Source organism: Pseudaminobacter salicylatoxidans, from assembly GCF_003148475.1.
In the GTDB taxonomy this organism is placed as follows: domain Bacteria; phylum Pseudomonadota; class Alphaproteobacteria; order Rhizobiales; family Rhizobiaceae; genus Pseudaminobacter; species Pseudaminobacter salicylatoxidans.
In genome coordinates, this window is record NZ_QGGG01000007.1 from 205,621 (window position 1) to 232,367 (window position 26,747).

General features: G+C 63.3%; 26 protein-coding genes, 1 pseudogene and 1 riboswitch. Of the genes and pseudogenes, 24 read left to right on the top strand and 3 right to left on the bottom strand.

Features of this window, described 5'->3' with window-relative positions:
• Positions 1 to 89: 89 nt before the first annotated feature.
• The 3 genes from cobW to C7441_RS12000 form a co-directional block, all read right to left on the bottom strand.
• Positions 90 to 1,127, bottom strand: coding sequence for a cobalamin biosynthesis protein CobW (gene cobW / locus C7441_RS11990; protein WP_109613064.1), 1,038 nt, complete (start codon positions 1,125 to 1,127; stop codon positions 90 to 92).
• Positions 1,124 to 1,525, bottom strand: coding sequence for a DUF1636 family protein (locus tag C7441_RS11995; RefSeq protein WP_109613065.1), 402 nt, complete (start codon positions 1,523 to 1,525; stop codon positions 1,124 to 1,126). Before C7441_RS11995 ends, cobW begins: the two co-directional genes overlap by 4 nt.
• A gap of 63 nt (positions 1,526 to 1,588) precedes the next feature.
• Positions 1,589 to 1,790, bottom strand: a riboswitch (cobalamin riboswitch).
• 29 nt (positions 1,791 to 1,819) lie between these two features.
• Positions 1,820 to 3,019, bottom strand: coding sequence for a winged helix-turn-helix domain-containing protein (locus C7441_RS12000; RefSeq protein ID WP_109613094.1), 1,200 nt, complete (start codon positions 3,017 to 3,019; stop codon positions 1,820 to 1,822).
• A 344-nt stretch (positions 3,020 to 3,363) separates the two neighbouring features.
• Here C7441_RS12000 and C7441_RS12005 point away from each other — a divergent pair, with 344 nt between their 5' ends.
• The 24 genes and pseudogenes from C7441_RS12005 to C7441_RS12120 all read left to right on the top strand — a co-directional run bounded on the left by C7441_RS12005 (position 3,364) and on the right by C7441_RS12120 (position 26,329).
• Complete coding sequence (locus C7441_RS12005; RefSeq protein ID WP_019173890.1) at positions 3,364 to 3,729, top strand: NADH-quinone oxidoreductase subunit A; 366 nt, start codon at positions 3,364 to 3,366, stop codon at positions 3,727 to 3,729.
• Positions 3,720 to 4,301, top strand: a complete 582-nt coding sequence (locus tag C7441_RS12010) for a NuoB/complex I 20 kDa subunit family protein (RefSeq protein WP_026060742.1) — start codon at positions 3,720 to 3,722, stop codon at positions 4,299 to 4,301. The genes C7441_RS12005 and C7441_RS12010 overlap by 10 nt, the downstream gene beginning before the upstream one ends.
• A 6-nt stretch (positions 4,302 to 4,307) precedes the next feature.
• Positions 4,308 to 4,910, top strand: a complete 603-nt coding sequence (locus C7441_RS12015) for an NADH-quinone oxidoreductase subunit C (protein WP_019173892.1) — start codon at positions 4,308 to 4,310, stop codon at positions 4,908 to 4,910.
• Between the two features lie 21 nt (positions 4,911 to 4,931).
• Positions 4,932 to 5,330, top strand: coding sequence for a four helix bundle protein (locus C7441_RS12020; protein ID WP_019173893.1), 399 nt, complete (start codon positions 4,932 to 4,934; stop codon positions 5,328 to 5,330).
• A gap of 58 nt (positions 5,331 to 5,388) precedes the next feature.
• On the top strand, positions 5,389 to 6,579 hold the full coding sequence (locus C7441_RS12025; RefSeq protein ID WP_109613066.1) for an NADH-quinone oxidoreductase subunit D: 1,191 nt from the start codon (positions 5,389 to 5,391) through the stop codon (positions 6,577 to 6,579).
• Positions 6,579 to 7,241: pseudogene (gene nuoE, locus C7441_RS12030) on the top strand (NADH-quinone oxidoreductase subunit NuoE); the annotation flags it as partial. The gene C7441_RS12025 and the pseudogene nuoE, both read left to right, overlap by 1 nt.
• A 28-nt stretch (positions 7,242 to 7,269) precedes the next feature.
• A complete protein-coding gene (gene nuoF / locus C7441_RS12035) occupies positions 7,270 to 8,574 on the top strand; it encodes an NADH-quinone oxidoreductase subunit NuoF (protein WP_109613067.1) in 1,305 nt (434 codons plus the stop codon).
• 61 nt (positions 8,575 to 8,635) lie between these two features.
• Positions 8,636 to 8,953: a hypothetical protein gene (locus tag C7441_RS12040; protein ID WP_146201456.1), complete on the top strand. Its 318-nt coding sequence runs from the start codon at positions 8,636 to 8,638 to the stop codon at positions 8,951 to 8,953.
• Positions 8,954 to 9,027: 74 nt separating this feature from the next.
• The gene (gene nuoG / locus C7441_RS12045) at positions 9,028 to 11,109 is read left to right on the top strand and encodes an NADH-quinone oxidoreductase subunit NuoG (protein WP_109613069.1); all 2,082 of its coding nucleotides are present in this window, start codon (positions 9,028 to 9,030) and stop codon (positions 11,107 to 11,109) included.
• A 7-nt stretch (positions 11,110 to 11,116) separates the two neighbouring features.
• The gene (nuoH, locus tag C7441_RS12050; RefSeq protein ID WP_109613070.1) at positions 11,117 to 12,160 is read left to right on the top strand and encodes an NADH-quinone oxidoreductase subunit NuoH; all 1,044 of its coding nucleotides are present in this window, start codon (positions 11,117 to 11,119) and stop codon (positions 12,158 to 12,160) included.
• Positions 12,160 to 12,351, top strand: a complete 192-nt coding sequence (locus C7441_RS12055) for a hypothetical protein (RefSeq protein WP_109613071.1) — start codon at positions 12,160 to 12,162, stop codon at positions 12,349 to 12,351. The genes nuoH and C7441_RS12055 overlap by 1 nt, the downstream gene beginning before the upstream one ends.
• Positions 12,352 to 12,353: 2 nt before the next feature.
• A complete protein-coding gene (gene nuoI, locus C7441_RS12060) occupies positions 12,354 to 12,845 on the top strand; it encodes an NADH-quinone oxidoreductase subunit NuoI (protein WP_019173901.1) in 492 nt (163 codons plus the stop codon).
• A 133-nt stretch (positions 12,846 to 12,978) separates the two neighbouring features.
• Complete coding sequence (locus C7441_RS12065) at positions 12,979 to 13,599, top strand: NADH-quinone oxidoreductase subunit J (protein WP_019173902.1); 621 nt, start codon at positions 12,979 to 12,981, stop codon at positions 13,597 to 13,599.
• A 2-nt stretch (positions 13,600 to 13,601) separates the two neighbouring features.
• Positions 13,602 to 13,910 (top strand): NADH-quinone oxidoreductase subunit NuoK, encoded by a 309-nt coding sequence (nuoK, locus tag C7441_RS12070; RefSeq protein WP_019173903.1) that lies wholly within the window; start codon positions 13,602 to 13,604, stop codon positions 13,908 to 13,910.
• Positions 13,911 to 13,925: 15 nt separating this feature from the next.
• Entirely contained in the window at positions 13,926 to 15,920 is a 1,995-nt protein-coding gene (gene nuoL / locus C7441_RS12075; RefSeq protein WP_109613072.1) for an NADH-quinone oxidoreductase subunit L, read from the top strand.
• Between the two features lie 3 nt (positions 15,921 to 15,923).
• Positions 15,924 to 17,429: an NADH-quinone oxidoreductase subunit M gene (locus C7441_RS12080; RefSeq protein WP_109613073.1), complete on the top strand. Its 1,506-nt coding sequence runs from the start codon at positions 15,924 to 15,926 to the stop codon at positions 17,427 to 17,429.
• Positions 17,430 to 17,438: 9 nt separating this feature from the next.
• The gene (gene nuoN, locus C7441_RS12085) at positions 17,439 to 18,875 is read left to right on the top strand and encodes an NADH-quinone oxidoreductase subunit NuoN (protein WP_109613074.1); all 1,437 of its coding nucleotides are present in this window, start codon (positions 17,439 to 17,441) and stop codon (positions 18,873 to 18,875) included.
• A gap of 5 nt (positions 18,876 to 18,880) precedes the next feature.
• Entirely contained in the window at positions 18,881 to 19,705 is an 825-nt protein-coding gene (locus tag C7441_RS12090; RefSeq protein ID WP_109613075.1) for a biotin--[acetyl-CoA-carboxylase] ligase, read from the top strand.
• A 157-nt stretch (positions 19,706 to 19,862) separates the two neighbouring features.
• Positions 19,863 to 21,533: a ribonuclease J gene (locus C7441_RS12095; RefSeq protein WP_109613095.1), complete on the top strand. Its 1,671-nt coding sequence runs from the start codon at positions 19,863 to 19,865 to the stop codon at positions 21,531 to 21,533.
• Between the two features lie 162 nt (positions 21,534 to 21,695).
• On the top strand, positions 21,696 to 22,100 hold the full coding sequence (gene mce, locus C7441_RS12100) for a methylmalonyl-CoA epimerase (RefSeq protein ID WP_109613076.1): 405 nt from the start codon (positions 21,696 to 21,698) through the stop codon (positions 22,098 to 22,100).
• A gap of 4 nt (positions 22,101 to 22,104) precedes the next feature.
• Positions 22,105 to 22,377, top strand: a complete 273-nt coding sequence (locus tag C7441_RS12105; protein WP_019173909.1) for a DUF1467 family protein — start codon at positions 22,105 to 22,107, stop codon at positions 22,375 to 22,377.
• 660 nt (positions 22,378 to 23,037) lie between these two features.
• On the top strand, positions 23,038 to 24,363 hold the full coding sequence (gene proS, locus C7441_RS12110; RefSeq protein ID WP_109613077.1) for a proline--tRNA ligase: 1,326 nt from the start codon (positions 23,038 to 23,040) through the stop codon (positions 24,361 to 24,363).
• Positions 24,363 to 25,646, top strand: a complete 1,284-nt coding sequence (locus tag C7441_RS12115) for a lipoprotein-releasing ABC transporter permease subunit (protein WP_109613078.1) — start codon at positions 24,363 to 24,365, stop codon at positions 25,644 to 25,646. The genes proS and C7441_RS12115 overlap by 1 nt, the downstream gene beginning before the upstream one ends.
• Entirely contained in the window at positions 25,643 to 26,329 is a 687-nt protein-coding gene (locus C7441_RS12120) for an ABC transporter ATP-binding protein (protein WP_425326580.1), read from the top strand. The genes C7441_RS12115 and C7441_RS12120 overlap by 4 nt, the downstream gene beginning before the upstream one ends.
• The last annotated feature ends 418 nt before the right edge of the window (positions 26,330 to 26,747 follow it).

Below are 26,747 nucleotides of genomic sequence, written 5' to 3' on the forward strand. Positions count from 1 at the left end.
TCTCGGCAAAGAAACGTTCCGAAGGTTGTGCATTACGACACCCCCTCTGGCAACGTAGAACGCCGTCTTGTCACTGAACCCTCAGTTCCTCAGTTCGCCAGAATGCGCTCGATGGCGTCGCGGTTCAGGCCCTTCAGCCCGATGACGACGAGGCGCGAACGGCGTTCTTCGGCCGGTGTCCAGGCGCGGTCGTAATAGTGGTTCACGCGCGGGCCGACCGCCTGCACCAGAAGCCGCATCGGCTTGCCGGCAACGTCGATGAAACCCTTCACGCGCAGCACATTTTCCTGCTCGGCGGCGGCGGCCACGCGGTTTGCGAGTTCCTCGGGACTGACGATGGCCGGCAGTTCCACGATGAACGAGTCAAAATCGTCGTGCTCGTGGTCGAGCATGCCGTCATGCAGCGTCTTGCGGTTTTCAATGTCGTCCTCGACGGCGAGGCCGAGGCCGAGCATCACGGACGGATCGACCTTGCCGTGCGCGCTGGGCACCACCTTCACGGCGCGCGACAGATGCTCGCCGATCGTCGCATTGGCACGCGCGCTGCCGTCTTCGTCGATCAGGTCGCTCTTGGACAGGATGATCAGGTCGGCGCAGGCCACCTGGTCCTGGAACACTTCCTCGACCGGGTCGTCATGGTCGAGCGTCTCGTCTTCCTCGCGCTGCGCCTGCAGGGCGTCCATGTCCGAGGCCACCTGGCCGGCGGCAAGGGCGGCACCGTCAACCACGGCCACGACGCCGTCAACGGTTACGCGGCTTTTCACCGATGGCCACTGGAAAGCCTGAACCAGCGGCTTGGGCAGGGCAAGGCCCGAGGTCTCGATCAGGATATGGTCCACCTTCGGCTCGCGCGAGAGGATCTCGTCCAGCGCCGGCACAAAATCGTCGGCCACGGTGCAGCACAGGCAGCCATTGGCAAGCTCGACGATGTTTTCTTCCGGGCAGGCATCGATGCCGCAGCCCTTGAGGATTTCGCCATCGACGCCGACATCGCCGAATTCGTTGACGATGAGCGCCAGGCGCTTGCCATTGGCATTTTCGAGAATGTTGCGGATCAGCGTGGTCTTGCCGGCGCCGAGAAAGCCGGTGACGACGGTGCAGGGAACGCGGGTCGCGGAGGCGGTCATGAAATGTCCTTCACAATGGCAAGGGGAGGGATGCGCGCGACAAGGCCGCGCTTGAGACTGTCAGGGCGACCGCGCCACGGCAGAATGCCGTCGCTGGCGGTCGCGAAAAGTTTTGCGCCGGCAATCAGGTCCGGTCCGCTTTCGGGTGTCAGATCGCCGAAAACGTAGCTCCAGCAGCCGTCGCGCAGCAGGGCGGCGCTGAGGCGGCGCTTGCAATTGCCGAGGCACTCGACCTGACGAACGCGGATGTTTTCACCGGCAGCCGCGCATGCGGCGTCCTGCGCCAGAATTTCACCGGCGCGGGGGCGGGCATCGGAGCCGGTTTCGTCCCGGCAGGATGAACAGACGATAATGGTGACATCGGACATATCCGCATCGGAAATGTCCTCGGCCAGCATTGCGGGGTCGGCTTCAGTTCTCACTAGAATCATGCTCCTTGCCCGGGAATACCCGCCGGGCGGTCGGATTTGGTTTTGACGGCAGGTCTCCTGGCTCGCGCTTCGTCGCCTCGTGCCGCCTTCCCGGAAAAATCCAGTGGCTGTCGGCGCTCGGCTCTTCGCTCACAGTTGCGGGTACAGCTACGGAATTGGGTTTTTTACCCGCACCGCATTCCCTCTTGGCCCCTCCCTTTGCGGAGAGGGGACCGTCGCCGGCGAATTTAGGCGGCCGGGTGTCGTTCTGTCAACGCGCGGTTACGACGCCAGCGTGTCCGCCAGCGCCTGGGCGAGATCGCCCGCGGGCAGAACTTCGACGCGCTCCAGTTCGAGCCATTGCGCCATCAGGCGAAGCTCTTCGGCGAGCGCCTCGGCGGTATGGGCGGGCGCGCCCGATTCGGCATAGGCCGCCAGTACGCGCAGCACGCCGGCGGGACGGTCGGCCTTGAGGTCGATGCGCGCCGCGATCCGGTCGCCCAGCAGGAAGGGCAGGACGTAATAGCCATACTGCCGCTTGGCGGCCGGCGTATAGATTTCGATGCGGTAGCGGAAGTCGAACAGCCGCTCGGCGCGCGCGCGTTCCCACACGACCGGATCGAAGGGGGCGAGCAGCGCGCGGGCCTCCACCTTGCGCGGCATGCGCGCCTGGTGGTGAAGATAGGCCGGCTGCGTCCAGCCTTCCACGCGCACCGGCAGCAGTTCTCCCGATTCGACCAGTTCCTCGATGCGGCCTTTCATATCGGCCGGCGAGAGGCGGAAATAGTCGCGCAGGTCGCCGGCCGTGGCGACGCCGAGCGCGCGCGCCGAGATGCGCAGGAGTTCGCGGTGCGCCTCGGCGGGATCAGGAGCGGGGAGGTTATAGATATGCGCGGGCAGCACGCGTTCGGGCAGGTCGTAGAGCCGTTGGAAGCCGCGGCGCGAGGCGGTGGTGATGCGGCCGGCCCAGAACAGCCATTCGAAGGCATGTTTCTCGTCGCTCCAGCCCCACCAGCCGCCGGAGCCTTTGGCGCCGTCGATGTCGGAGGCGGCGATCGGCCCGCGCGCGACGACCTCATTATATATGTCGTCGATGAGGCGCATATTGCGTCGCGCCCATTTGGCGAGGCCCTTGTACATTTCCTCGTGGCGGGCGGCGCGCTCCATGCGCCAGCGCAGCAGCGGATAGGTTTCCACAGGCAGGAACGAAGCCTCGTGTGCCCAATATTCGAACAGTGCACGTTTTCGTGATGTTGCGGCGGTATCGAGCAGGTCGCGCGGGTAGGGACCGAGCCGCGAGAACAGCGGCATATAATGGGCGCGCACGACCACGCTGACGGAATCGATCTGCAGCAACCCGATGCGCGACAGCACCTTGTGCACATGCCGCCGGGTGATCGGGCCGGCAGGGCGCGCATCGCCGAAACCTTGCGCGGCAAGCGCTATGCGCCGCGCCAGCCTGAGCGGGATCTTGTCCTTCATCTCCAGTCGGTCCGATGCGCCATGCCGCCGTTCCTGCATTTTCGGGAATCGAATGTGCATATGAGCCTAGCAATGTCGCAATGGGAATTGTGTCAGTAGAGAAAGTGGAGTAAAAAAGTATGGATATCAAAAGTGCCTTGTGCGCCGTCAAATGCCGAAAAAGCGTTTGGCGCGGCCACCGTTTCGCCAAGGTTTGACTTGCTTCCCCCGGCCGCCTGCGCTAACCCTCGCCGCGTTGCAGCATGGATTTTCGGTGCCGCTGCCACCGACGCATGTGTCGCGGTGCCGCGATGCGATTCGGTGCTATAATTCAGGCTGATCGGCCGTCAACGGAAAGTTGGAGCATGAGCGGGCTCTTAAGTTCTTATCTTCCTATTGTCATTTTCATCGGCGTCGCCATGGTCATCGGCCTGGCCCTGATCGTCGCGCCGTTCCTGATTGCGTATCGCAATCCCGATCCGGAGAAGCTGTCGGCCTATGAGTGCGGCTTCAACTCGTTCGACGACGCCCGCATGAAGTTCGACATCCGCTACTATCTGGTGGCGATCCTCTTCATCATCTTCGATCTGGAAGTGGCGTTTCTGTTTCCGTGGGCGGTCTCCTTCGGTTCGATCGGCATGTTCGGCTTCTGGTCCATGATGGTTTTCTTGGCCGTGCTCACCATCGGCTTCATCTATGAGTGGAAGAAGGGAGCACTGGAATGGGATTGAACACCGCGCCCTCCCTGCTGGTTGCTGAAAAGCCCAAGGGCATTATCGATCCGAATACCGGCAAGCCCGTGGGGGCCGACGATCCGTTCTTCGGCGAGATCAACAACGAACTTTCCGACAAGGGTTTCCTCGTCACCTCGTCCGAGGCGCTGATCACTTGGGCGCGCACGGGCTCGCTCATGTGGATGACCTTCGGTCTAGCCTGCTGCGCAGTCGAGATGATGCACATCTCCATGCCGCGCTACGACGCCGAGCGCTTCGGCATCGCGCCGCGCGCTTCCCCGCGCCAGTCCGACGTGATGATCGTGGCCGGCACGCTGACCAACAAGATGGCGCCTGCGCTGCGCAAGGTCTACGACCAGATGCCTGAGCCGCGCTACGTCATCTCCATGGGCTCCTGCGCCAATGGCGGCGGCTACTATCACTATTCCTATTCGGTTGTGCGCGGTTGCGACCGCGTGGTGCCGGTGGACATCTATGTGCCCGGCTGCCCGCCCACGGCCGAAGCCCTGCTTTACGGCATTCTTCTCCTGCAGAAGAAGATCCGGCGCACCGGCACGATCGAACGGTGATCCCCAATGAGTGAATCCCTGAAGGACCTCGCGGCCTATCTGGCCGAGAAGCTCGACGGCAAGATCGGCGACGCGCTGCTTGCCTATGGCGAACTGACGATCACGGTCGAGCCTGCCGACATTGTCGAGGTGGCCGGCTTCCTGCGTGATGACGTGCAGTGCCAGTTCGTGTCGATCATCGATATCTGCGGCGTCGACTATCCGACCCGCGCCAAGCGCTTCGATGTCGTCTATCACCTGCTGTCTCCGCGCCAGAACCTGCGTCTTCGTCTGCGCGTGCGCGCCGACGAAGATACGCTGGTGCCGTCGCTCACCGATGTCTATCCGGGCGCCGACTGGTTCGAGCGCGAGGCCTACGACATGTACGGCATCCTGTTCTCGGGCCATCCCGACCTGCGCCGCCTGCTGACCGACTACGGTTTCGAGGGCTATCCGCTGCGCAAGGACTTCCCGCTGACCGGCTTCGTCGAGGTTCGCTACGACGACGAGGTGAAGCGCGTGGTCTACGAGCCTGTCTCGCTGAGACAGGAGTTCCGCAACTTCGACTTCCTCTCGCCCTGGGAAGGCACCGATTACGTGCTGCCCGGCGATGAGAAGGCGAAGCAGTGAATGGTGAATGGTGAATGGTGAATGGACGCACCTGCGGAGCAGCGCGATCCCATACGCGACTACCGCGACCTGATCGTCTGGAAGGAGTCGATGGATCTTGCCGTCGATATCTACGCCCTGACGCGGTCTTTTCCGCGCGAGGAAGCGTTCGGACTGACGTCTCAGTTGCGCCGGGCGGCGTCTTCCATTCCCGCCAATATCGCAGAGGGCTTCGGCCGCGCGCAGCGCCGGCCCTTCATTCAGTTTTTGCGGGTCGCTCAGGGGTCGCTCAAGGAACTGGAAACGCATGTCACCCTGGCCGAAAGGGTGGGCTATCTGGAAAGTTCCGCCGTTTCGGGGCTGACCAGTCGCTGCGAGCTTTTGGGCAAGAGGCTCGTCTCTTTCGTCCGTTCGCTGGAGCGGGAAGGCGGGCGGACATGACCATTCACCATTCGCCATTCACCATTCACTTTTTCGGCGCTTCAAAAGAGGCGATGCGATGACCGAACATTCCGTCCGCAACTTCAACATCAACTTCGGTCCGCAGCATCCGGCCGCGCACGGCGTGCTGCGTCTGGTTCTGGAACTGGACGGCGAGGTGGTCGATCGCGTCGACCCGCATATCGGCCTGCTGCATCGCGGCACCGAAAAGCTGATGGAGAACAAGACCTATCTGCAGGCGCTGCCCTATCTGGACCGGCTCGACTATGTCGCGCCGATGAACCAGGAGCACGCGTTCTCGCTTGCGGTGGAGCGGCTTCTGGGGATCACCGTGCCCAAGCGCGGCCAGCTCATCCGCGTGCTCTATTCGGAAATCGGCCGTATCCTCAACCATCTGCTCAACGTCACCACGCAGGCGATGGACGTCGGCGCGCTCACCCCGCCGCTGTGGGGCTTCGAGGAGCGCGAGAAGCTGATGGTGTTTTACGAGCGGGCCTCGGGCGCGCGCATGCATGCGGCCTATTTCCGGCCCGGCGGCGTGCACCAGGACCTGCCCGAAAAGCTGGTCGAGGACATCGGCAAGTGGTGCGATCCGTTCCTGAAGACGGTGGACGCGCTCGACGAACTGCTGACCGAAAACCGCATCTTCAAGCAGCGTAACGCCGATATCGGCGTGGTGTCGCTGGAAGATGCCTGGGCCTGGGGCTTCTCGGGCGTGATGGTGCGCGGCTCGGGCGCGGCATGGGACCTGCGCAAAAGCCAGCCCTATGAGTGCTATTCCGAAATGGAATTCGACATTCCGGTGGGCAAGCACGGCGATTGCTACGACCGCTATCTCATCCGCATGGAAGAAATGCGCCAGTCGGTCCGCATCATGCGCCAGTGCATCGAGCGCCTGCTGGGCAGCGAGCGCACCGGTCCGGTGTCGGATATGGATGGCAAGGTCGTGCCGCCCAAGCGCGGCGAGATGAAGCGCTCCATGGAAGCGCTGATCCATCATTTCAAGCTGTATACCGAGGGCTATCGCGTCCCGGCCGGCGAGGTTTACGCAGCCGTCGAGGCGCCAAAGGGCGAATTCGGCGTCTATCTCGTTTCGGACGGCACCAACAAGCCTTATCGCTGCAAGCTGCGGGCTCCGGGCTTCGCGCATCTGCAGGCGATGGACTTCCTGTGCCGCGGCCACATGCTGGCCGACGTCACCGCCGTCCTCGGTTCCATCGATATCGTGTTTGGTGAGGTAGATAGATAATGTCGGTTCGCCGCCTCGCAGACGAGTCCGTCCAGCCCGCGTCCTTCGCGTTCAATCGCGAAATGACGGCGCAGGCCAAGGTCTGGATCAAGAAATATCCCAAGGGCCGCGAACAGTCGGCGGTGATCCCGCTGCTCATGCTCGCGCAGGAGCAGGAAGGCTGGGTGACGCGCGCGGCGATCGAGCACATCGCCGCGATGCTCGACATGCCGCTGATCCGCGTGCTGGAAGTCGCGACTTTCTACACGCAGTTCCAGTTGCAGCCGGTCGGCACACGCGCCCACGTCCAGGTCTGCGGCACCACGCCCTGCATGCTGCACGGCGCCGAGGCGCTGATGGATGTGTGCCGCTCCAGGATCCATCATGATCCATTGCACACCAATGAGGCCGGCACGCTGTCGTGGGAAGAGGTTGAATGCCAGGGCACCTGCGTCAACGCACCCATGGTCATGATCTTCAAGGACACTTACGAGGACCTGACGCCTGAGCGTCTGGCCGAGATCATCGATGCCTTCGAGGCGGGCAAGGGCAGCACCATCAAGCCCGGCCCGCAGGTCGATCGCATCTATTCCGCGCCGGAAGGCGGCCTGACCTCGCTGACGGACGAGAAGGTGTTCCTGAAGTCCGCGCCGCGCGCAAAAGCCGCGAAGGCGACGAGCGAAGACAAGAAGACGGTCTGAGGGAAGAAAAATGCTTCAGGATAAGGATCGCATCTTCACCAATATCTACGGCCGCTTCGACCAGTCGCTGAAAGGCGCCATGGCGCGCGGCAGCTGGGACGGCACGAAGGGGCTCATCGAGAAGGGCCGCGACTGGATCATCAACGAGATGAAGGCGTCCGGCTTGCGCGGGCGCGGCGGCGCCGGGTTCCCGACCGGCCTGAAGTGGTCCTTCATGCCGAAGGAAAGCGACGGCCGGCCGCATTATCTCGTCGTCAATGCCGACGAATCCGAGCCCGGCACGTGCAAGGACCGCGACATCCTGCGCCACGATCCGCACACGCTGGTCGAGGGCTGCCTGCTGGCCGGTTTCGCCATGGGCGCACACGCCGCCTACATCTATGTGCGTGGCGAGTTCATTCGCGAACGCGAGGCGCTGCAGCGCGCCATCGACGAGGCCTATGATGCCGGATTGATCGGCAAGAACAACAAGAACGGCTGGGATTTTGACGTTTTCGTTCATCACGGCGCCGGCGCCTATATCTGCGGCGAGGAAACCGCGCTGCTGGAGAGCCTTGAAGGCAAGAAGGGCCAGCCGCGCCTGAAGCCGCCGTTCCCGGCCAATGTCGGCCTCTATGGCTGCCCGACGACGGTCAACAACGTCGAGTCGATCGCGGTGGCGCCGACCATCCTGCGCCGGGGCGCGGCCTGGTTCTCCTCGATCGGGCGCCCGAACAATGTCGGCACCAAGCTGTTCATGCTGGTCGGTCACGTCAACACGCCGTGCACCGTCGAGGAAGAGATGGGCATCACCTTCCGCGAGCTGGTGGAAAAGCATGGCGGCGGCGTTCGCGGCGGCTGGGACAATCTGCTGGCGGTCATTCCCGGCGGCGCGTCCTGTCCGGTGGTCAAGGGCGAGGACATCCTCGACGCGCCGATGGATTTCGACGGCATGCGCGAGCTGAAGTCGTCCTTCGGCACGGCGGCAGTGATCGTCATGGACAAGTCCACCGACATCATCAAGGCGATCGCGCGGCTGAGCTATTTCTTCAAGCACGAGAGCTGCGGCCAGTGCACGCCGTGCCGCGAGGGCACGGGCTGGATGTGGCGCGTGATGGAGCGGCTGGTGCGCGGCGAGGCGCAGAAGCGCGAGATCGACATGCTGCTCGACGTCACCAAGCAGATCGAGGGTCACACGATCTGCGCGCTGGGCGACGCGGCGGCCTGGCCGATCCAGGGCCTGATCCGTAATTTCCGCCCGGAGATCGAGCGCCGCATCGACGAGTTCACCCGCAACGCCCATCGCGCCGAACCAGCGCTGGTGGCGGCGGAATAAGCCGGTCGCAAGGACGAAGAGGTAAGGGACGGGCCGAGAAGCAAGGCACTGGAAGATGACCATGGCCAGAGCGACGAAGCCCGGAAGTTTCATGCCGGAGGCACAGCGCCAGGAAATGATGAACGAGCCATTCGCCATGACGCTCCCCGCGGAGCTTGCCGGCGCCGTCAACCTGATGGCGCATCCGGTGGCGGGCGCGGCTGCGTTCTCGGCGCTCGGCTTCGGCATGGCAAGCCAGGCCTTCGGTCTCTGGATGGGCGCGATGGCGGGTGCGGCGGATGCCTCCCGGCGCGCGCTCGAAGTGCTGGCGGCCGATGGCGTCGAAGGGGTGTCGCAGCCGCGCGCCACTGCGGACCGGACGAAGAAGACGAAGCATTGAATTGGGTCGGCCGGGCGGTTCGGGAAGAACACCGGCCAAGGAATTGCGGATACACCGCAGGGGTTTGAAGCGATATGGCTAAACTCAAGGTCGACGGCATCGAGATCGAGGTTCCCGATCACTACACGCTCTTGCAGGCGGCGGAAGAGGCAGGCGCGGAAGTGCCGCGCTTCTGCTTCCACGAGCGTCTGTCGATCGCCGGAAACTGCCGCATGTGCCTGGTTGAAGTGAAGGGCGGGCCGCCCAAGCCGGCCGCGTCCTGCGCCATGGGCGTGCGCGACTTGCGCCCCGGCCCCAATGGCGAGGCGCCCGAAATCTTCACCAACACGCCGATGGTCAAGAAGGCCCGCGAAGGCGTGATGGAATTCCTGCTCATCAACCATCCGCTCGACTGCCCGATCTGCGACCAGGGCGGCGAGTGCGACCTGCAGGACCAGGCCATGGCCTTCGGCATGGATTCCTCGCGCTACACGGAAAACAAGCGCGCGGTCGAGGACAAGTATATCGGCCCGCTGGTCAAGACGATCATGACGCGCTGCATCCACTGCACGCGCTGCGTCCGCTTCACCACCGAAGTCGCCGGCATTTCCGAACTCGGCCTGATCGGCCGCGGCGAGGATGCCGAGATCACCACCTATCTCGAGCAGGCGATGACCTCCGAGCTGCAGGGCAACGTCATCGACCTGTGCCCGGTCGGCGCGCTGACCTCGCGTCCCTATGCGTTCCAGGCGCGTCCGTGGGAACTGACCAAGACCGAATCCATCGACGTGATGGACGCGGTCGGCTCGGCCATCCGCGTCGACAGCCGCGGTCGTGAAGTGATGCGCATCATGCCGCGCCTCAACGAGCAGGTGAACGAGGAGTGGATCTCGGACAAGAGCCGCTTCATCTGGGACGGCCTGCGCACGCAGCGCCTCGACCGGCCCTATGTGCGCCGCAACGGCAAGCTTGCGCCGGCAAGCTGGGCCGAAGCCTTTGCCACGATCAAGGACGCAGTCGCGAAGACATCCGCCGACCGTATCGGCGCGATCGCCGGCGATCTCGCGGCGGTCGAGGAAATGTATGCGCTGAAGCAGCTTCTCGCCTCGCTCGGCTCGGCCAATGTCGACTGCCGTCAGGATGGCGCGGCGCTCGACCCGTCGCTCGGTCGTGCAAGCTACATCTTCAACCCGACCATCGAGGGCATCGAGCAAGCCGACGCGGTGCTGATCGTCGGCTCCAACCCGCGCTTCGAGGCTTCGGTGCTCAATGCCCGCATCCGCAAGCGCTCGCGCATGGGCGACCTGCCGGTCGGCGTCGTCGGCGACATGGGCGACCTGCGTTATGACTACGACATGCTCGGCGCCGGTCCCGAGACGCTGAAGGAACTGGCCGACGGCAAGGGCAAGTTCTTCTCGGTGCTGAAGAAGGCGAAGCACCCGCTCATCATCGTGGGGCAGGGGGCATTGGCGCGCGAGGACGGATTTGCCGTTCTGGGCCATGCCGCTAAGCTCGCCACCGCAGTTGGTGCCGTCAGCGACGCATGGAACGGCTTTGCCGTGCTGCATACGGCCGCCGCGCGCGTCGGCGGCCTCGACATCGGCTTCGTGCCGGGCGAGGGCGGCAAGCCGGCGGGCGAGATGCTCGGCGCAACCGATGTCCTGTTCCTGCTGGGTGCTGACGAATTCGACATGGCCGCTGCCGGTTCGGCCTTCGTGGTCTATATCGGCACGCATGGCGATGCCGGCGCACACCGCGCCGATGTCATCCTGCCGGGTTCGACCTATACCGAGAAGTCCGGCACCTATGTGAACACCGAAGGCCGCGTGCAGATGGCCAACCGCGCCGGCTTCGCGCCAGGCGACGCCAAGGAAGACTGGGCTATCTTCCGCGCGCTGTCGGATGTGCTGGGCCACCGCCTGCCGTTCGACTCGCTGGCCCAGCTTCGCGCGAAGCTCTATGCCGACCACCCGCATCTGGCCGGGATCGACGAGATCGCAGCCGGCAATCCGGCCGACATCGCCAATGTCGCCAAGCTCGGCGGCGCGCTGGGCAAGGGCGCATTCGTGTCGCCGGTACAGGACTTCTATCTGACCAATCCGATCGCCCGCGCTTCGGCCGTCATGGCCGAATGTTCGGCCCTCGCGAAGGGCGGCTTCAAGCAGGCAGCCGAGTAGGACGACCATGGAAACTTTTTTCTCATTCTATGTCCTGCCGGGACTGATCATCCTCCTGAAGTCGGTGGCGATGCTCGTCATCCTGCTGATCTTCGTGGCCTATCTGCTTTATGCCGACCGCAAGATCTGGGCGGCGGTGCAGATCCGTCGCGGCCCGAACGTGGTCGGCCCGTGGGGTCTGCTGCAATCCTTCGCCGACCTTCTGAAATTCGTCGTCAAGGAGCCGGTCATTCCGTCCGGCGCCAACAAGGGCGTCTTCCTGCTCGCCCCGCTGGTGTCGGCGGTGCTGGCCATGGCTGCCTGGGCGGTCATTCCGGTCAATGAAGGCTGGGCGGTCGCCAACATCAATGTCGGCATTCTCTACGTTTTCGCCATCTCCTCGCTCGAGGTGTATGGCGTGATCATGGGCGGCTGGGCCTCGAACTCGAAATATCCGTTCCTCGGCGCGCTGCGTTCGGCCGCGCAGATGGTGTCCTACGAAGTCTCCATCGGCTTCGTCATCGTCACCGTTCTGCTCACCGTCGGCTCGCTCAACCTCAGCGACATCGTTCTGTCGCAGAGCGACGGCCTCGGCACCATGCTCGGCATGCCGAACTCGTTCCTTGACTGGAACTGGCTGGCGCTGTTCCCGATGTTCGTCGTGTTCTTCATCTCGGCGCTGGCCGAGACGAACCGCCCGCCCTTTGACCTGGTGGAAGCCGAGTCGGAACTGGTGGCCGGCCACATGATCGAATACTCATCGACGCCGTTCCTGCTCTTCTTCCTCGGCGAATATGTCGCGATCGTCCTGATGTGCGCGCTCACCACCATCCTGTTCCTGGGTGGCTGGCTGCCGCCGTTCGACTTCGCGCCGTTCACCTGGGTACCGGGCGTGATCTGGTTCGTGCTCAAGGTGTGCCTGGTGTTCTTCATGTTCGCCATGGTGAAGGCATTCGTGCCGCGCTACCGCTACGACCAGCTCATGCGTCTGGGCTGGAAGGTCTTCCTGCCGATCTCGCTGTTCATGGTGGTGGCCACCGCCGCCTTCCTGAAGCTGACGGGCCTGGCGTAATGAGCGCGGGCGTGATCGGCGCATTGGTGGGACTGGTGATCGCGGCAGCTGACTTCGGGTTGCTGCGGCTGCTGGCGAGCCGCGTCGATCTGCCCGAAACCAAACGGGTTCTCAACATCACCGGCTTGAGCCAGTTCGTGCTCCTTCCGGTCATCGGCTACTTCGTAGCCCCTTACGTAATCGGAGATTGACGATGTCAGCTCTCGCTCAGGCGGCCAAATCGCTCCTTCTCAAGGAGTTCGTCGATGCGTTCTTCCTGTCGATGCGGATGTTCTTCTCGCCCAAGCCGACGCTGAACTACCCGCACGAGAAGGGGCCGCTCAGCCCGCGCTTCCGTGGCGAGCATGCGCTGCGCCGCTATCCCAACGGCGAAGAACGCTGCATTGCGTGCAAGCTGTGCGAGGCGATCTGCCCGGCGCAGGCCATCACCATCGAGGCCGGTCCGCGCCGCAATGACGGCACCCGCCGCACGGTGCGCTACGACATCGACATGGTGAAGTGCATCTATTGCGGCTTTTGCCAGGAAGCCTGCCCGGTCGACGCCATCGTCGAGGGACCGAACTTCGAATTCGCGACGGAAACGCGCGAGGAGCTTTACTACGACAAGGACAAGTTGCTCGCCAATGGCGACCGGTGGGAGCGTGAGATCGCGCGCAACATCGCGTTGGATGCGCCGTACCGCTAGGACGAGAATCATGGACGAGCCGGGAATGCTCGTCTAAGGAACACGCGGCCGCGCCCGCCCGAACGGTGGAGACGGCCAGGAATCGGGTCTGACGGCTGGCGCCGCGACCCAAGTAGGAAAACTGGGGAACCCCATGCTGAACGGATTAGAGGCAGCCTTCTTTTACCTCTTTGCCTTTATTGCGGTCGCGTCGGCCTTCATGGTCATCTCGGCCCGCAATCCTGTGCATTCGGTCCTCTTCCTGATCCTCACCTTCTTCAACGCGGCCGGCCTGTTCATGCTGACCGGCGCCGAATTCCTGGCGATGATCCTGCTGGTGGTCTATGTCGGCGCGGTGGCGGTCCTGTTCCTGTTCGTCGTCATGATGCTGGATGTCGATTTCGCCGAAATGAAGTCGGGCGCGCTGCAATATGCGCCGATCGGCGCGCTGGTGGGTCTGATCCTGCTGGCCGAGCTGATCGTGGTGGCCGGCGGCTATGTCTTTTCGCCGAAGCTGGCCGAGACGGTCGCGGCGCCCATGCCCGACATCGCCACGCGCCACAATACGGCAGCGCTCGGCGACATCCTCTATACGGACTACGTCTTCTACTTCCAGGTGGCCGGCCTGATCCTGCTGGTCGCGATGATCGGCGCCATCGTGCTTACGTTGCGCCACAAGCAAGGGATCAAGAGACAGAACATCTCGGCACAGGTCGCCCGCACGGGGCCGACCTCGATCGAAGTCAAGAAAGTCGAGACTGGTAAGGGAATCTGACGATGGAAGTTGGCATCGCACATTATCTGACCGTTTCGGCGATCCTGTTCACGCTCGGCGTGTTCGGCATCTTCCTGAACCGGAAGAACGTCATCATCATGCTGATGTCGATCGAACTGATCCTGCTTTCGGTCAACCTCAACTTCGTCGCCTTCTCGGCAACGCTGGGCGACATGATCGGCCAGGTCTTCGCTCTGTTCGTGCTCACGGTCGCGGCCGCCGAAGCGGCAATCGGTCTTGCCATTCTCGTCGTGTTCTTCCGCAACCGCGGCTCCATCGCGGTCGAAGACGTCAACATGATGAAGGGCTGACGGGGACATAATATCATGTATCAAGCCATCGTCTTCCTTCCTCTCCTGGGCTTCCTGATTGTCGGCCTGTTCGGCAATTCACTCGGCGCCAGGGCATCCGAATACATCACCTCCGGCTTCCTCGTGATTGCCGCGGTGCTGTCGTGGGTCGCGTTCTTCTCGGTGGGCATCGGTTCGACGGAAGCGTTCACCGTGCCGCTGCTGCGCTTCATCGATTCCGGCACGCTGCAGTCCGACTGGGCGTTGCGCGTGGACACGCTGACGGTGGTGATGCTCGTCGTCGTCAACACCGTGTCGGCGCTGGTGCACATCTACTCGATCGGCTACATGCATCACGATCCGCATCGGCCGCGCTTCTTCGCCTATCTGTCGCTGTTCACCTTCGCCATGCTCATGCTGGTGACGTCGGACAATCTGGTGCAGATGTTCTTCGGCTGGGAAGGCGTGGGCCTGGCGTCGTATCTGCTGATCGGCTTCTGGTACAAGCGCCCGTCGGCCAATGCCGCCGCCATCAAGGCCTTCGTCGTCAACCGCGTCGGTGACTTCGGCTTCATCCTCGGCATCGCCGGCGTGTTCCTGCTGTTCGGCAGCGTCAATTTCGACACGATCTTCGCCACCGCCGCATCCTACGTGCCGGTCGAAGGCGCGGTCGAGAACACCGCCGTCGCGTTCAACTTCCTCGGCTGGGACGTCGACAGGGCAGGGGCCCTGACCGTCATCTGCCTGCTGCTCTTCATGGGCGCGATGGGCAAGTCGGCGCAGGTGCCGCTGCACACCTGGCTGCCGGACGCCATGGAAGGCCCGACGCCGGTGTCGGCGCTCATTCACGCGGCCACCATGGTCACCGCCGGCGTGTTCATGCTGGCGCGCCTGTCGCCGATCTTCGAGCTGTCGCACACCGCGCTTCTGGTCGTCACCTTCATCGGCGCCATCACCGCCTTCTTCGCTGCGACCGTCGGCCTCGTGCAGAACGACATCAAGCGCGTGATCGCCTATTCGACCTGTTCGCAGCTCGGCTACATGTTCGTGGCGCTGGGCATGGGCTTCTATTCGGCGGCGATCTTCCATCTGTTCACGCACGCCTTCTTCAAGGCGCTGCTGTTCCTGGGCTCGGGCTCGGTCATCCATGCCGTTTCCGACGAGCAGGACATGCGCAAGATGGGCGGCCTGAAGAAGCTGATCCCGACCACCTACTGGATGATGGTCATCGGCACGCTGGCGCTTACCGGCGTCGGCATACCCGGCACGATCATCGGCACGGCCGGCTTCTTCTCCAAGGACGCGATCGTGGAAGGCGCCTTCGCCGGTATCGGGCATAACGCGGTGGCGGGCTTCGCCTTCACGCTGCTGGTGATCGCCGCGATCTTCACGAGCTTCTACTCGTGGCGACTGATCTTCATGACCTTCCACGGCAAGCCGCGCGCCACCGCCGACGTCATGCACCATGTGCACGAATCGCCGCCGGTGATGCTGGTGCCGCTGTTCATCCTCGCCGTCGGCGCGCTGATGGCCGGCGTGGTGTTCCACGACCAGTTCGTCGGCGAGGGCTACGACGCGTTCTGGAAGACGGCGCTCTACATGCTGCCGGAGAACCATATCCTGCACGAAGTCCACGATGTACCGCTGTGGGTGAAGCTGTCGCCGTTCATCGCCATGGTCATCGGCTTCGTCGTCGCCTACCAGTTCTACATCCGCAAGCCGGAGACGCCGAAATACCTCGCGGCCCAGCATCGCGGCCTCTACGCGTTCCTGCTGAACAAGTGGTATTTCGACGAGCTGTACGACTTCCTGTTCGTGCGCACCGCCAAGCGGCTCGGCACCTTCCTCTGGAAGAAGGGCGACGGCGCCGTCATCGACGGTCTTGGCCCGGACGGTGTCTCAGCCTGGGTGATCGACGTCACCAACCGCGTCGTCAAGCTTCAAACCGGATATCTCTACCACTATGCATTCGTCATGCTGATCGGCGTCGCCGCCCTCGTCACCTGGATGATGCTCGGGAGCTCGTTTTAGACCATGACCGATTGGCCCATTCTTTCTACGGTCACCTTCCTGCCGCTGGTCGGCACGTTCCTGATCCTTCTGATCCGGGACGACAGCGAGGCCGCGCGCCGCAACATCCGTAACGTCGCGCTGCTGACGACCGTCTTCACCTTCATCCTGTCCATCTTCATCTGGGTCGGGTTCGACAATTCCAACCCTGGCTTCCAGATGGTGGAGCAGGCCGAGTGGCTCGGCGGCGGCGTCTCCTATCACATGGGCGTCGACGGCATCTCGATGCTGTTCGTCATCCTGACGACCTTCCTGATGCCGATCAGCATCCTGGCGAGCTGGGAATCCATCCAGACGCGGGTGAAGGCGTATATGATCGCCTTCCTGATCCTCGAAACCCTGATGATCGGCGTGTTCTGCGCGCTCGACCTTGTGCTGTTCTACGTCTTCTTCGAAGGCGGCCTGATCCCGATGTTCATCATCATCGGCGTCTGGGGCGGCAAGCGGCGCGTCTATGCCTCGTTCAAGTTCTTCCTCTACACGCTGCTCGGCTCGGTGCTGATGCTGCTCGCAATCATGGCGATGTATTGGGAAGCCGGCACCACCGACATCCCGACGCTGCTGGCGCACTCCTTCCCCGGCAACATGCAGACATGGCTATGGCTTGCCTTCTTCGCGTCCTTCGCGGTGAAGATGCCGATGTGGCCGGTGCACACCTGGCTGCCCGATGCGCACGTCGAGGCGCCGACGGCCGGTTCCGTCATCCTGGCGGCGATCCTGCTGAAGATGGGCGGTTACGGCTTCCTGCGCTTCTCGCTGCCGATGTTCCCGGAAGCCTCGCTCTATTTCCAGCCGCTGGTCTTTGCGCTGTCGGTCATCGCCATCGTCTACACCTCGCTGGTGGCGCTGATGCAGGAGGACATGAAGAAGCTGATCGCCTATTCGTCGGTCGCCCATATGGGCTACGTGACCATGGGCATCTTCGCCATGAACGCGCAGGGCATCCAGGGCTCTCTGTTCCAGATGCTGTCGCACGGCCTGGTCTCGGGCGCGCTGTTCCTATGCGTGGGCGTGATCTACGACCGCATGCACACCCGCGAGATCACGGCCTATGGCGGCCTGGTCAACAACATGCCGAAATATGCGGTGGCGTTCCTCATCTTCACCATGGCCAATGTCGGCCTGCCGGGCACCAGCGGTTTCGTCGGCGAGTTCCTGACGCTGATCGGCGTGTTCAAGGTCAACACCTGGGTCGCGCTGTTTGCCGCCACGGGCGTCATCCTGTCGGCCAGCTATGCGCTGTGGCTCTATCGCAAGATCATCTTCGGCGCGCTGACCAAGGACAGCCTGAAGGGGCTGCTCGACCTTTCGGCCCGTGAGAAGACGATCCTCTATCCACTGATCGTGCTGACCATCTTCTTCGGCGTCTATCCGGCTCCGGTCTTCGACGTGACCGCCGCCTCGGTGCAGTCGCTGATCAACAACATCACCGCATCGCTCGACGCCGCGCAGGCCGTGGCTGCGAACTGAGGGTAGAACATGACGCCGGAACTTTACTCGAGCCTCTCGCTGATCCTGCCGGAACTGATCATCGTCGTCGGCGCGCTGGCGCTGCTGATGATCGGCGTCTATTCGGGTGAGCGCGCCAACAACACCGTCACCGGCCTTGCCGTGGCGGTGCTGATCGCGGCGGGTGCCTGGCTGATGCTGTTCGGCGGGGAAGGCAAGGCGTTCAACGGCGCGCTGGTTGCCGATCCCTTCGCCAAGATCATGAAGGTGCTGACGCTCATCGGCTCGGTGGTGACGCTGATCGTCTCTGTCGGCTTCGCCAAGGCGGAAAAATTCGACAAGTTCGAATATCCGGTGCTGATCCTGCTGGCCACGGTCGGCATGATGATCATCATCTCCGCCAACAGCATGATCTCCCTCTATATGGGGCTGGAGCTGCAGTCGCTGGCGCTCTATGTCGTGGCCGCCTTCAACCGCGAGAACGTGCGTTCGACCGAGGCCGGCCTGAAATATTTCGTCCTCGGCTCGCTGTCGTCGGGCATGCTGCTCTACGGCATCACCCTGGTCTACGGCTATACCGGCCATGTCGGATTCGAGCAGATCGCGGCAGCGGTTTCCAGTGGCGAGCGCGAGCTTGGCCTGGTCTTCGGCCTGGTGTTCGTCCTGGCCGGCGTGGCCTTCAAGATCTCGGCCGTGCCGTTCCATATGTGGACGCCGGACGTCTATGAGGGCGCGCCGACACCGGTGACGACCTTCTTCGCCTCCTCCCCGAAGATGGCGGCGATGGCGTTGATGGTGCGTGTCACCATGGGCGCCTTCGAAGGCATTGCGCCCGACTGGCAGCAGATCATCGTGTTCGTCTCCATCGCTTCCATGGTGCTGGGCTCGTTCGCGGCTATCGGCCAGAAGAACTTCAAGCGCCTGATGGCCTATTCGTCGATCGGCCATGTCGGCTTCGCGCTGGTCGGCCTTGCGGCCAACACGGAAGCCGGCGTTCGCGGTGTCATCATCTATATGCTGATCTATCTGGTGATGACGCTCGGCACCTTCGCTTTCATCCTGGCCATGCGCCGCAAGGACGGCAATGTCGAGGAGATCGGCGATCTGGCGGGACTGGCGACCACCAATCCGGTGATGGCGACCATCCTCACCATCCTGATGTTCTCTTTGGCCGGCATTCCGCCGCTCGCGGGCTTCTGGGCCAAGTGGTATGTGTTCCTCGCCGCCATCAACGCCAACCTCTACACGCTTGCGGTGATCGGCGTTCTGGCTTCGGTGGTGGGCGCCTACTACTATCTGCGCATCATCAAGATCATGTGGTTCGACGAGCCGGTGGGCGGGTTCCTGCCGATGGCCGGCGAACTGCGTCTCGTGCTTGGCGCGTCGGGTGCGTTCATCCTGTTCTATGTGCTGTTCGCGGGTCCGGTGGGCCATATCGCGGAAGCCGCGGCCAAGACGTTCTTCTGACGGGCATGGGCTTCCAGCTCGCTCCGACAGCGACGGCCGAGGGCTTCCGGCTGGAGGCGCATGACAGCGTCGGATCGACCAACGCCCTCGCGCTCGATCGCGCGCGCGAAGGCGACCCAGGCAAGCTCTGGGTCGTCTCGCGGAAGCAGGAGAGCGGGCGCGGCCGGCGCGGCCGTGCATGGGCCTCGCCCGAAGGCAATCTTGCCTCCACGCTGCTGCTGATCATCGACCGCGACCTGAAAACCGCCGCCACGCTCGGCTTCGTTGCGGGGCTTGCGCTTGGCGATGCGCTGGAGGCGATCGTGCCGGGACGCACCGCAATGGCCGCCGATGGCGCGGGCGACAGGCGGGGCAATCGCTTCGAGCTGAAGTGGCCGAACGACGTGCTGGCCAACGGCGCCAAGATGGCCGGCATCCTGCTCGAATCCTCCATGCTGGACGCAAATCGCTTCGCGCTCGCCATCGGCATCGGCGTGAATGTCGTGGCGTATCCGCAGGATGTTCCCTATCCCGCGACCTCGCTCAAGGCACTGGGTGCGAATTGCGACGCTGAAACATTGTTCCTGGCGCTTTCCGACGCCTGGAGCGAGAACATGCGCCTCTGGAACGAAGGCCGGGGGCTGGACCTTATCCGCCAGCGGTGGCTGTCGCGCGCGGCCGGGCTCGGCGGCGAGGTTGCCGTCCGCGTCGATGGCGATGTGGTGCGGGGCGTGTTTGAAACCATTGACGAGGATTGCCGCTTCGTCATTCGCGACGACAGCGGCGCGCTTTTGAAAATAGCCGCCGGTGACGTGCATTTCGGGGTCGTCGCCTCGGCGCATACCGCCTAGAGCCTGATGACGTTTCGTCGAATCGTCGCCGGACTCTATCTATTTGTTTGAGCATGATCCTTCCTGAGAACCGGTTTCCGCTTTTCGGGATCTTGCTCTGGACGGACGTCCGATGCGGCTATCGGGACGCCGGTGACAGAATCGAGAAGGAATGAACATGGCGAAATCCAGGGAAGCTGAACTCGTTTTCGTGCCGCTCGGCGGCGTGGGCGAGATCGGCATGAATTTCGCGCTCTACGGCTACGGGTCGGTGGACAATCGCGAATGGGTCATCATCGATGTCGGGGTGACGTTCCCCGATCCTTCCATGCCGGGTGTCGATCTGGTGCTGCCCGACACGCGCTTCATCGAGAGCGAATTGCACAATGTGCGCGGCATCGTCATCACCCACGCCCATGAGGATCACTACGGCGCGCTGCTCGACCTGTGGCCGAAACTGAAGGCCCCCGTGTGGATGACGCCTTTCGCGACCGGGCTGCTGGAAGCCAAGCGTCAGGCCGAAGGGGGCGGCACGAAGGTGCCGGTGACGATCTACCGCGCCGGCGAAACCTTTACCGTCGGGCCGTTCAGCATCGAGGCGCTGGCCGTCACGCACTCCATCCCCGAACCGGTCTCGCTGGCGATCTCGTCGCCGCTCGGCACGGTGATCCATACCGGCGACTGGAAGATCGATCCCGCGCCGGCGATTGGTCCCAGGACCAACGAAGCCCGCTTCCGCGAACTGGGCGAGCGGGGCGTTCTGGCGCTGGTCTGCGATTCCACCAACGCATTGCGCGATGGCGAATCTCCGTCCGAGCAGGATGTCGGGGAGGGACTGCGCGAGGTGATCGAGAAGGCGCCGGGCCGCGTCGCCGTCACCACCTTCTCCTCCAATGTCGGGCGCATCCGCTCCATCGCGGAAGCCGCGCGCGACACCGGCCGGCAGGTGCTGGTGCTTGGGCGCTCGCTGAAGCGGGTCATCGATGTGGCAAGGGAGCTTGGTTATCTGGACGGGCTGCCGGAATTCATCTCCGAGGATGACTATGGCTACATTCCGCGCGAAAACCTCGTCATCATCTGCACCGGCAGCCAGGGCGAGCCGCGGGCGGCACTTGCCAAGCTGGCGCGCGATGAGATGAAGACGGTCGCGCTGTCGCCGGGCGACATCGTGGTTTATTCCTCGCGCACCATTCCCGGCAACGAAAAGGCCATTCTGGAGATCAAGAACCTTCTGATCGACCAGGGCATGAAGATCATCGAGGATGGCGATGCGCTGGTGCATGTGTCCGGCCATCCGCGCCGCAGCGAGCTGCGCCGCATGTATGACTGGGTGCGGCCGCGCATCGCGGTGCCGGTGCATGGCGAGGCCGCGCATCTGGTGGCGCATGGCGCGCTTGCCGCGGCCTCCGGCGTGCCGGAAGTCGCGCAGATCCGCGACGGCGACATGCTGAGGCTCGCGCCCGGAGCCGCCGAGATCGTCGACCAGGTGCCGTTCGGCCGCATCTTCAAGGACGGCAAGCTGACCGGCGACGAAGAGGCGGTGGGCCTGCGCGAGCGGCGCAAGCTTTCCTATGTCGGCCATGTCGCGGTGAATGTGGTGCTGGATGAGCGCCATGAACTCGCCGGCGACCCCGACATCGTCGCCATCGGCGTCGCCCGCACCGACGCGCGCGGCGAGGATCTGGAAGAGCTGATGCTGGATGCGGCAATCGGCGCGGTCGACAGCATACCCCGCGCACGCCGAAAAGACCTCGACCTCGTGCAGGAGGCCGTGCGGCGCGCGGTGCGCGCCGCCGCCAACGAAGCCTGGGGCAAGAAGCCGCTCGTGACCGTGTTCGTTACGAGGTGAATTTGTGACCGGTGAATGGTAAATGATGAATGGGACGCGGCGGAACGTCCGGCCTTGTCCCGGTTGACACAGGTGCAATGCGCCGATCCATTCACCATTCACCATTCACCATTCACCATTCACCATTCACCATTCACCATTCACCATTCACCGGAAATTGCCATGCTCGGTCGCCTCAATCATGTCGCCATCGCCGTTCCGGACCTCGCGGCGGCAAGCGCAGTCTATCGCGATGCGCTGGGTGCGACGCTGGGCGAGCCGCAGGCTCTGCCCGAACATGGCGTGACCGTGCTGTTCATCGACACCGGCAACACCAAGATCGAATTGCTCGAGCCGCTGGGCGAGGGCTCTCCGATCGCCGCTTTTCTCGAAAAGAACCCGGCCGGGGGCATGCACCATATCTGCTACGAGGTGGACGACATCATCGCCGCGCGCGACCGGCTGAAGGCCTCGGGCGCGCGGGTGCTGGGCGATGGAAACCCCAGGATCGGCGCGCATGGCAAGCCGGTGCTGTTCTTGCATCCGAAGGATTTCTTCGGCACGCTGGTCGAACTGGAACAGGTGTAAGCTCATGACTGGCTGGATTTCGGCAATCGCTGTCTATTTCGTCATCTGGTGGACGGTTCTGTTCATTGCGCTGCCCATCGGCCTGAAGACGCAGGATGAGGACAACGCCGTGACGCTTGGCACCGAGCCGAGCGCGCCGCGCGGACCGCATATGCTGCGCGCCGTCATCATCACCACGATCCTGGCGTTCGTCGTCTATGGGGCCTTCTATCTCCTGACCCGCGTGATCGGGTTCAGCTTCGACGATTTTCCGCAATATATCCCGCAGGGCGACTGAGGCAGGCCGGCAACCGGCAGGTTTTTTTCAGCGCATCGCAACGCTGTCGGGCGTGCCCCGCAGCGTCCATGGTTTCCGTCGTGGCGCGCCGCAAGCGCCCCCGCGCCCGGAAACGCGTTGAAATTGCGCCAGATTAAGTAATAAATTCTAGTGATTTAGTATAATAAATGCGCTAGAGAGATTACGGAGATTCCCGAAGGGGGAGATGGCCCAGAGCTTTGCGCAAAAAAAATGCAAGGCACGAGGCCTTGCAATTGAACGCGTCCGATCTGCTTTCCGTCACCGGCGGCTGCGGATAATCGCGCCTAGATCGCATCCTCCCAAGACTTTGACCGCGTAGGAGAGCAGATTGTTTACTCTGCCCTCTCGATTATCGCAGCACACTAGACCAAGCTGCGCCGAATTGTCACGACATTTTTTCAAGTTGAGCCAGCAATATGTGCTGCGCTGCACAATAAACATGCAGCTTCCGCATCCGGCCCGGGCATATCCGCCATTCCGCCTGCTGCCTGTTCTCGCCTGGCGAGGCATTTCTGGCCGATTGCGGCATGTGGTCGGGTTTCCAAGCTGCCTTGAAATGGCTATGAAGCGCGGGCAGGCAACTTCTGCACCGGTGCCGATTCCGATTCCGGCTCTTCTAGTTCTTTGATGGAATTTCACATGCGTCTGTCGCGCTATTTCCTGCCCATCCTGAAAGAGAACCCGCGCGAGGCCGAAATCGTCTCGCATCGGCTGATGCTGCGGGCCGGCATGATCCGCCAGCAGGCGGCGGGAAGCTTCTCCTGGCTGCCATTGGGCAAGCGCGTTCTGGACAAGGTCTGCCGGATCATCCGCGAGGAGCAGAACCGGGCGGGCGCGCTGGAAATCCTCATGCCGACGATCCAGTCGGCCGATCTGTGGCGCGAGAGCGGTCGCTATGACGACTATGGCGACGAGATGCTGCGCATCAAGGACCGCAACAAGCGCGACATGCTGTTCGGCCCGACCAATGAGGAAATGGTCACGGAGATCTTCCGTTCCTACGTGAAGACCTACAAGGACCTGCCGCTCAACCTCTACCATATCCAGTGGAAGTTCCGCGACGAGCGGCGGCCGCGTTTCGGCGTCATGCGCTCGCGCGAGTTCCTGATGAAGGACGCCTATTCCTTCGACATCGACTACGAGGGCGCGCGGGCGGCCTACAACCGCATGTTCGTGTCCTATCTGCGCACCTTCACGCGCATGGGCCTGCAAGCCATCCCGATGCGCGCCGACACCGGCCCGATTGGCGGCGACCTCAGCCACGAATTCATCATCCTGGCCGAGACCGGCGAAAGCCAGGTCTATTGCGCACGCGAATTCCTGAGCCTGCCGGTTCCCGGCGAGGACACCGACTTCTCCAATGACGGCGAAGTCGCCAGCATCGTCAAGGAGTGGACGACGCCCTACGCGGCCACCGACGAGATGCATGACGAGGCGGCCTGGAATGCCGTTCCCGCCGGCGACCAGCTCTCGGCGCGCGGCATCGAGGTCGGCCACATCTTCCACTTCGGCGAAAAATATTCGAAGCCCATGGAGGCCAAGGTGGCGGGCCCGGACGGCAAGGACCATTACGTTTCGATGGGCTCCTACGGCATCGGCCCGTCGCGCCTGATCGCGGCGATCATCGAGGCCAGCCATGACGAGAACGGCATCATCTGGCCGGAAGCGGTTGCGCCCTTCCAGGCCGGCGTCATCAACATGAAGGTGGGCGATGCCGAGTGCGACCGCGTGTCGGAGGAAATCTATGCCGCGCTCGAAGCAGCCGGCGTGGAAGTGCTCTATGACGACACCGACCAGCGCTCCGGCGGTAAGTTCGCCACCGCGGACCTGATCGGCCTGCCGTGGCAGATCATCGTCGGCCCGCGCGGCGTTGCCGCCGGCGAGGTCGAGATCAAGAACCGCCGCACCGGCGAGCGCGAGACGCTCTCGATCCCGGCGGCCATCGCCCGCTTCGGTAAGGCCTGATGGCGAAGGCGGCGGCCAAACCGGCTGGCGCCGGTCCATTCTCCGTTTTCGAGCGCATGGTGGCCTGGCGCTACCTGCGCGCGCGCCGCAAGGAAGCGGTCATTTCGGTGATCGCTTCGATTTCCTTCATCGGCATCATGCTGGGCGTTGCCACGCTCATCATCGTGATGGCGGTGATGAACGGCTTTCGTGCCGAATTGCTCACACGCATCCTCGGCATCAACGGCCATCTGATCGTGCAGCCGGTGGATACGCCGCTGGAGGACTATGACGCCGTCACCGCGCGCATCAATGGGGTGCCGGGCGTGAGATACGCCATTCCGCTGATCGACGGCCAGGTGCTGGCGCAAGGGGAGGTCGGCGCTGGCACCGGCGCGCTGGTGCGCGGCGTTCGCGGACAGGACCTCGCCAAGGTCCCGCTGGTGGCCAACAATATCAAGCAGGGCTCGCTGACCGGCTTCGACGACAGCGGCGGTGTGGCGATCGGCACGCGCATGGCCGAGAATCTCGGCCTCGCGCTCGGCGACATCATCACGCTTACCTCGCCGGATGGCGACGTGACGCCGATGGGCACCACGCCGCGCATGAAGGGCTATCCGATCGTGGCCATCTTCGAGGTGGGCATGTCGGAATATGACTCTTCCATCGTCTACATGCCGCTGCCGGAAGCGCAGCTCTATTTCAATATGGAGAACCGTGCGCAGACCATCGAGGTCTTCGTCGACAATCCCGATGCGGTCGATACGTTGAAACCGCGCGTGGAGGAGGCGGCGCAGCGCCCGGTCTTCATCAGCGACTGGCGGCAGCGCAACGAAACTTTCTTCTCCGCGCTGCAGGTGGAGCGCAACGTCATGTTCATGATCCTGACGCTGATCGTGCTGGTGGCGGCGCTCAACATCATTTCGGGTCTGGTGATGCTGGTGAAGGACAAGGGCAGGGACATCGCCATATTGCGCACGATGGGCGCCACGCGCGGCGCCATCATGCGCATATTCATGATGACGGGGGCAGCCATCGGCGTCACCGGCACCCTTGCCGGCGTCGTCCTGGGCATCGTGGTGTGCCTGAACGTGGAGTCGATCCGCCAGTTCTTCTCGTGGATCACCGGCACGGTGCTTTTCAATCCAGAGCTCTATTTCCTCAGCCGGCTTCCGGCGAAGATGGATTTCGGCGAAACACTCAGCGTCATCATCATGGCTCTGGTGTTGTCCTTCCTGGCGACGTTGTTCCCGGCATGGCGGGCGGCCAAGCTGGATCCGGTCGAAGCGTTGCGGTACGAATGATGGCTGGCGAACCTATCCTGCAATTGAAGGGCGTGGAGCGGCACTACATACAGGGGCCGCGCAAGCTCACCATTCTCAATGGTGCGGAGTTTATGCTGCGGCGCGGCGAGATGGTGGCGCTGATCGCGCCTTCCGGCGCCGGCAAGTCCACGCTGCTGCACACCGCCGGCCTGCTGGAAAAGCCCGACGCGGGCGACGTGATCCTCGGCGGCCGCGCGTGCGGACGCCTTTCCGACGATGAGCGCACGGCCATTCGCCGCAACGACATCGGCTTCGTCTACCAGTTCCACCATCTGCTGCCCGAATTCTCGGCGATCGAGAACATCATGATGCCGCAGCTGGTGCGGGGTCTGGCGCCGGTCGAGGCGAAGGCGCGGGCCGCCCAGCTTCTCGACTACATGCAGATCGGCAAGCGCGGCCACCACCGTCCCGCCGAGCTATCCGGCGGCGAACAGCAGCGCGTGGCGATTGCGCGCGCCGTGGCCAACGCGCCGCTGGTGCTCCTGGCCGACGAGCCGACCGGCAATCTCGACCCCGTCACCGCCGGCTATGTGTTCGACGCGCTTTCCGCGCTGGTGCGCCAGTCCGGGCTTGCGGCGCTGATCGCCACCCACAACCACGAACTGGCCGGCCGGATGGACCGGCGCGTGACGCTTTCCGAGGGCAGGGTGGTGCCGATCTGAGGCACCCGGTGTTCGTGCCGCTGCGTCGAATGCGCGGGCGATACGGCAAAGTTGATAAGCGGGGCTGCAGCAGCCCCGCAACAAGGTCTCCCCCTCGGCAGGCGCGCCTGCCGCATAAGGCGATTTAGCTCCTCTATTTGCGCATCGCTCGATAGACCTTTCGATAAAGAAGGCTGTCCGGGCTCATGCTGCCTGCCTGACGCGAGGCCGGAGGGGAAAAAAAGGGGATGAATTCCCGCACCATTTTTGCCGCAACATATTGAGGCGAAACATCTTTCAAAAATAATCGCCAGCCCGTTGATCCCCCGCCTGTGCGGCTGCCGCATAATCCTCGGCATCGCCCTCGCGGGAACACGGGTCATGAACCGGATGAGCGTGGAGGGCGGCGGCGGCCGGGCTGGCGGTGTGTCGGAAGCAC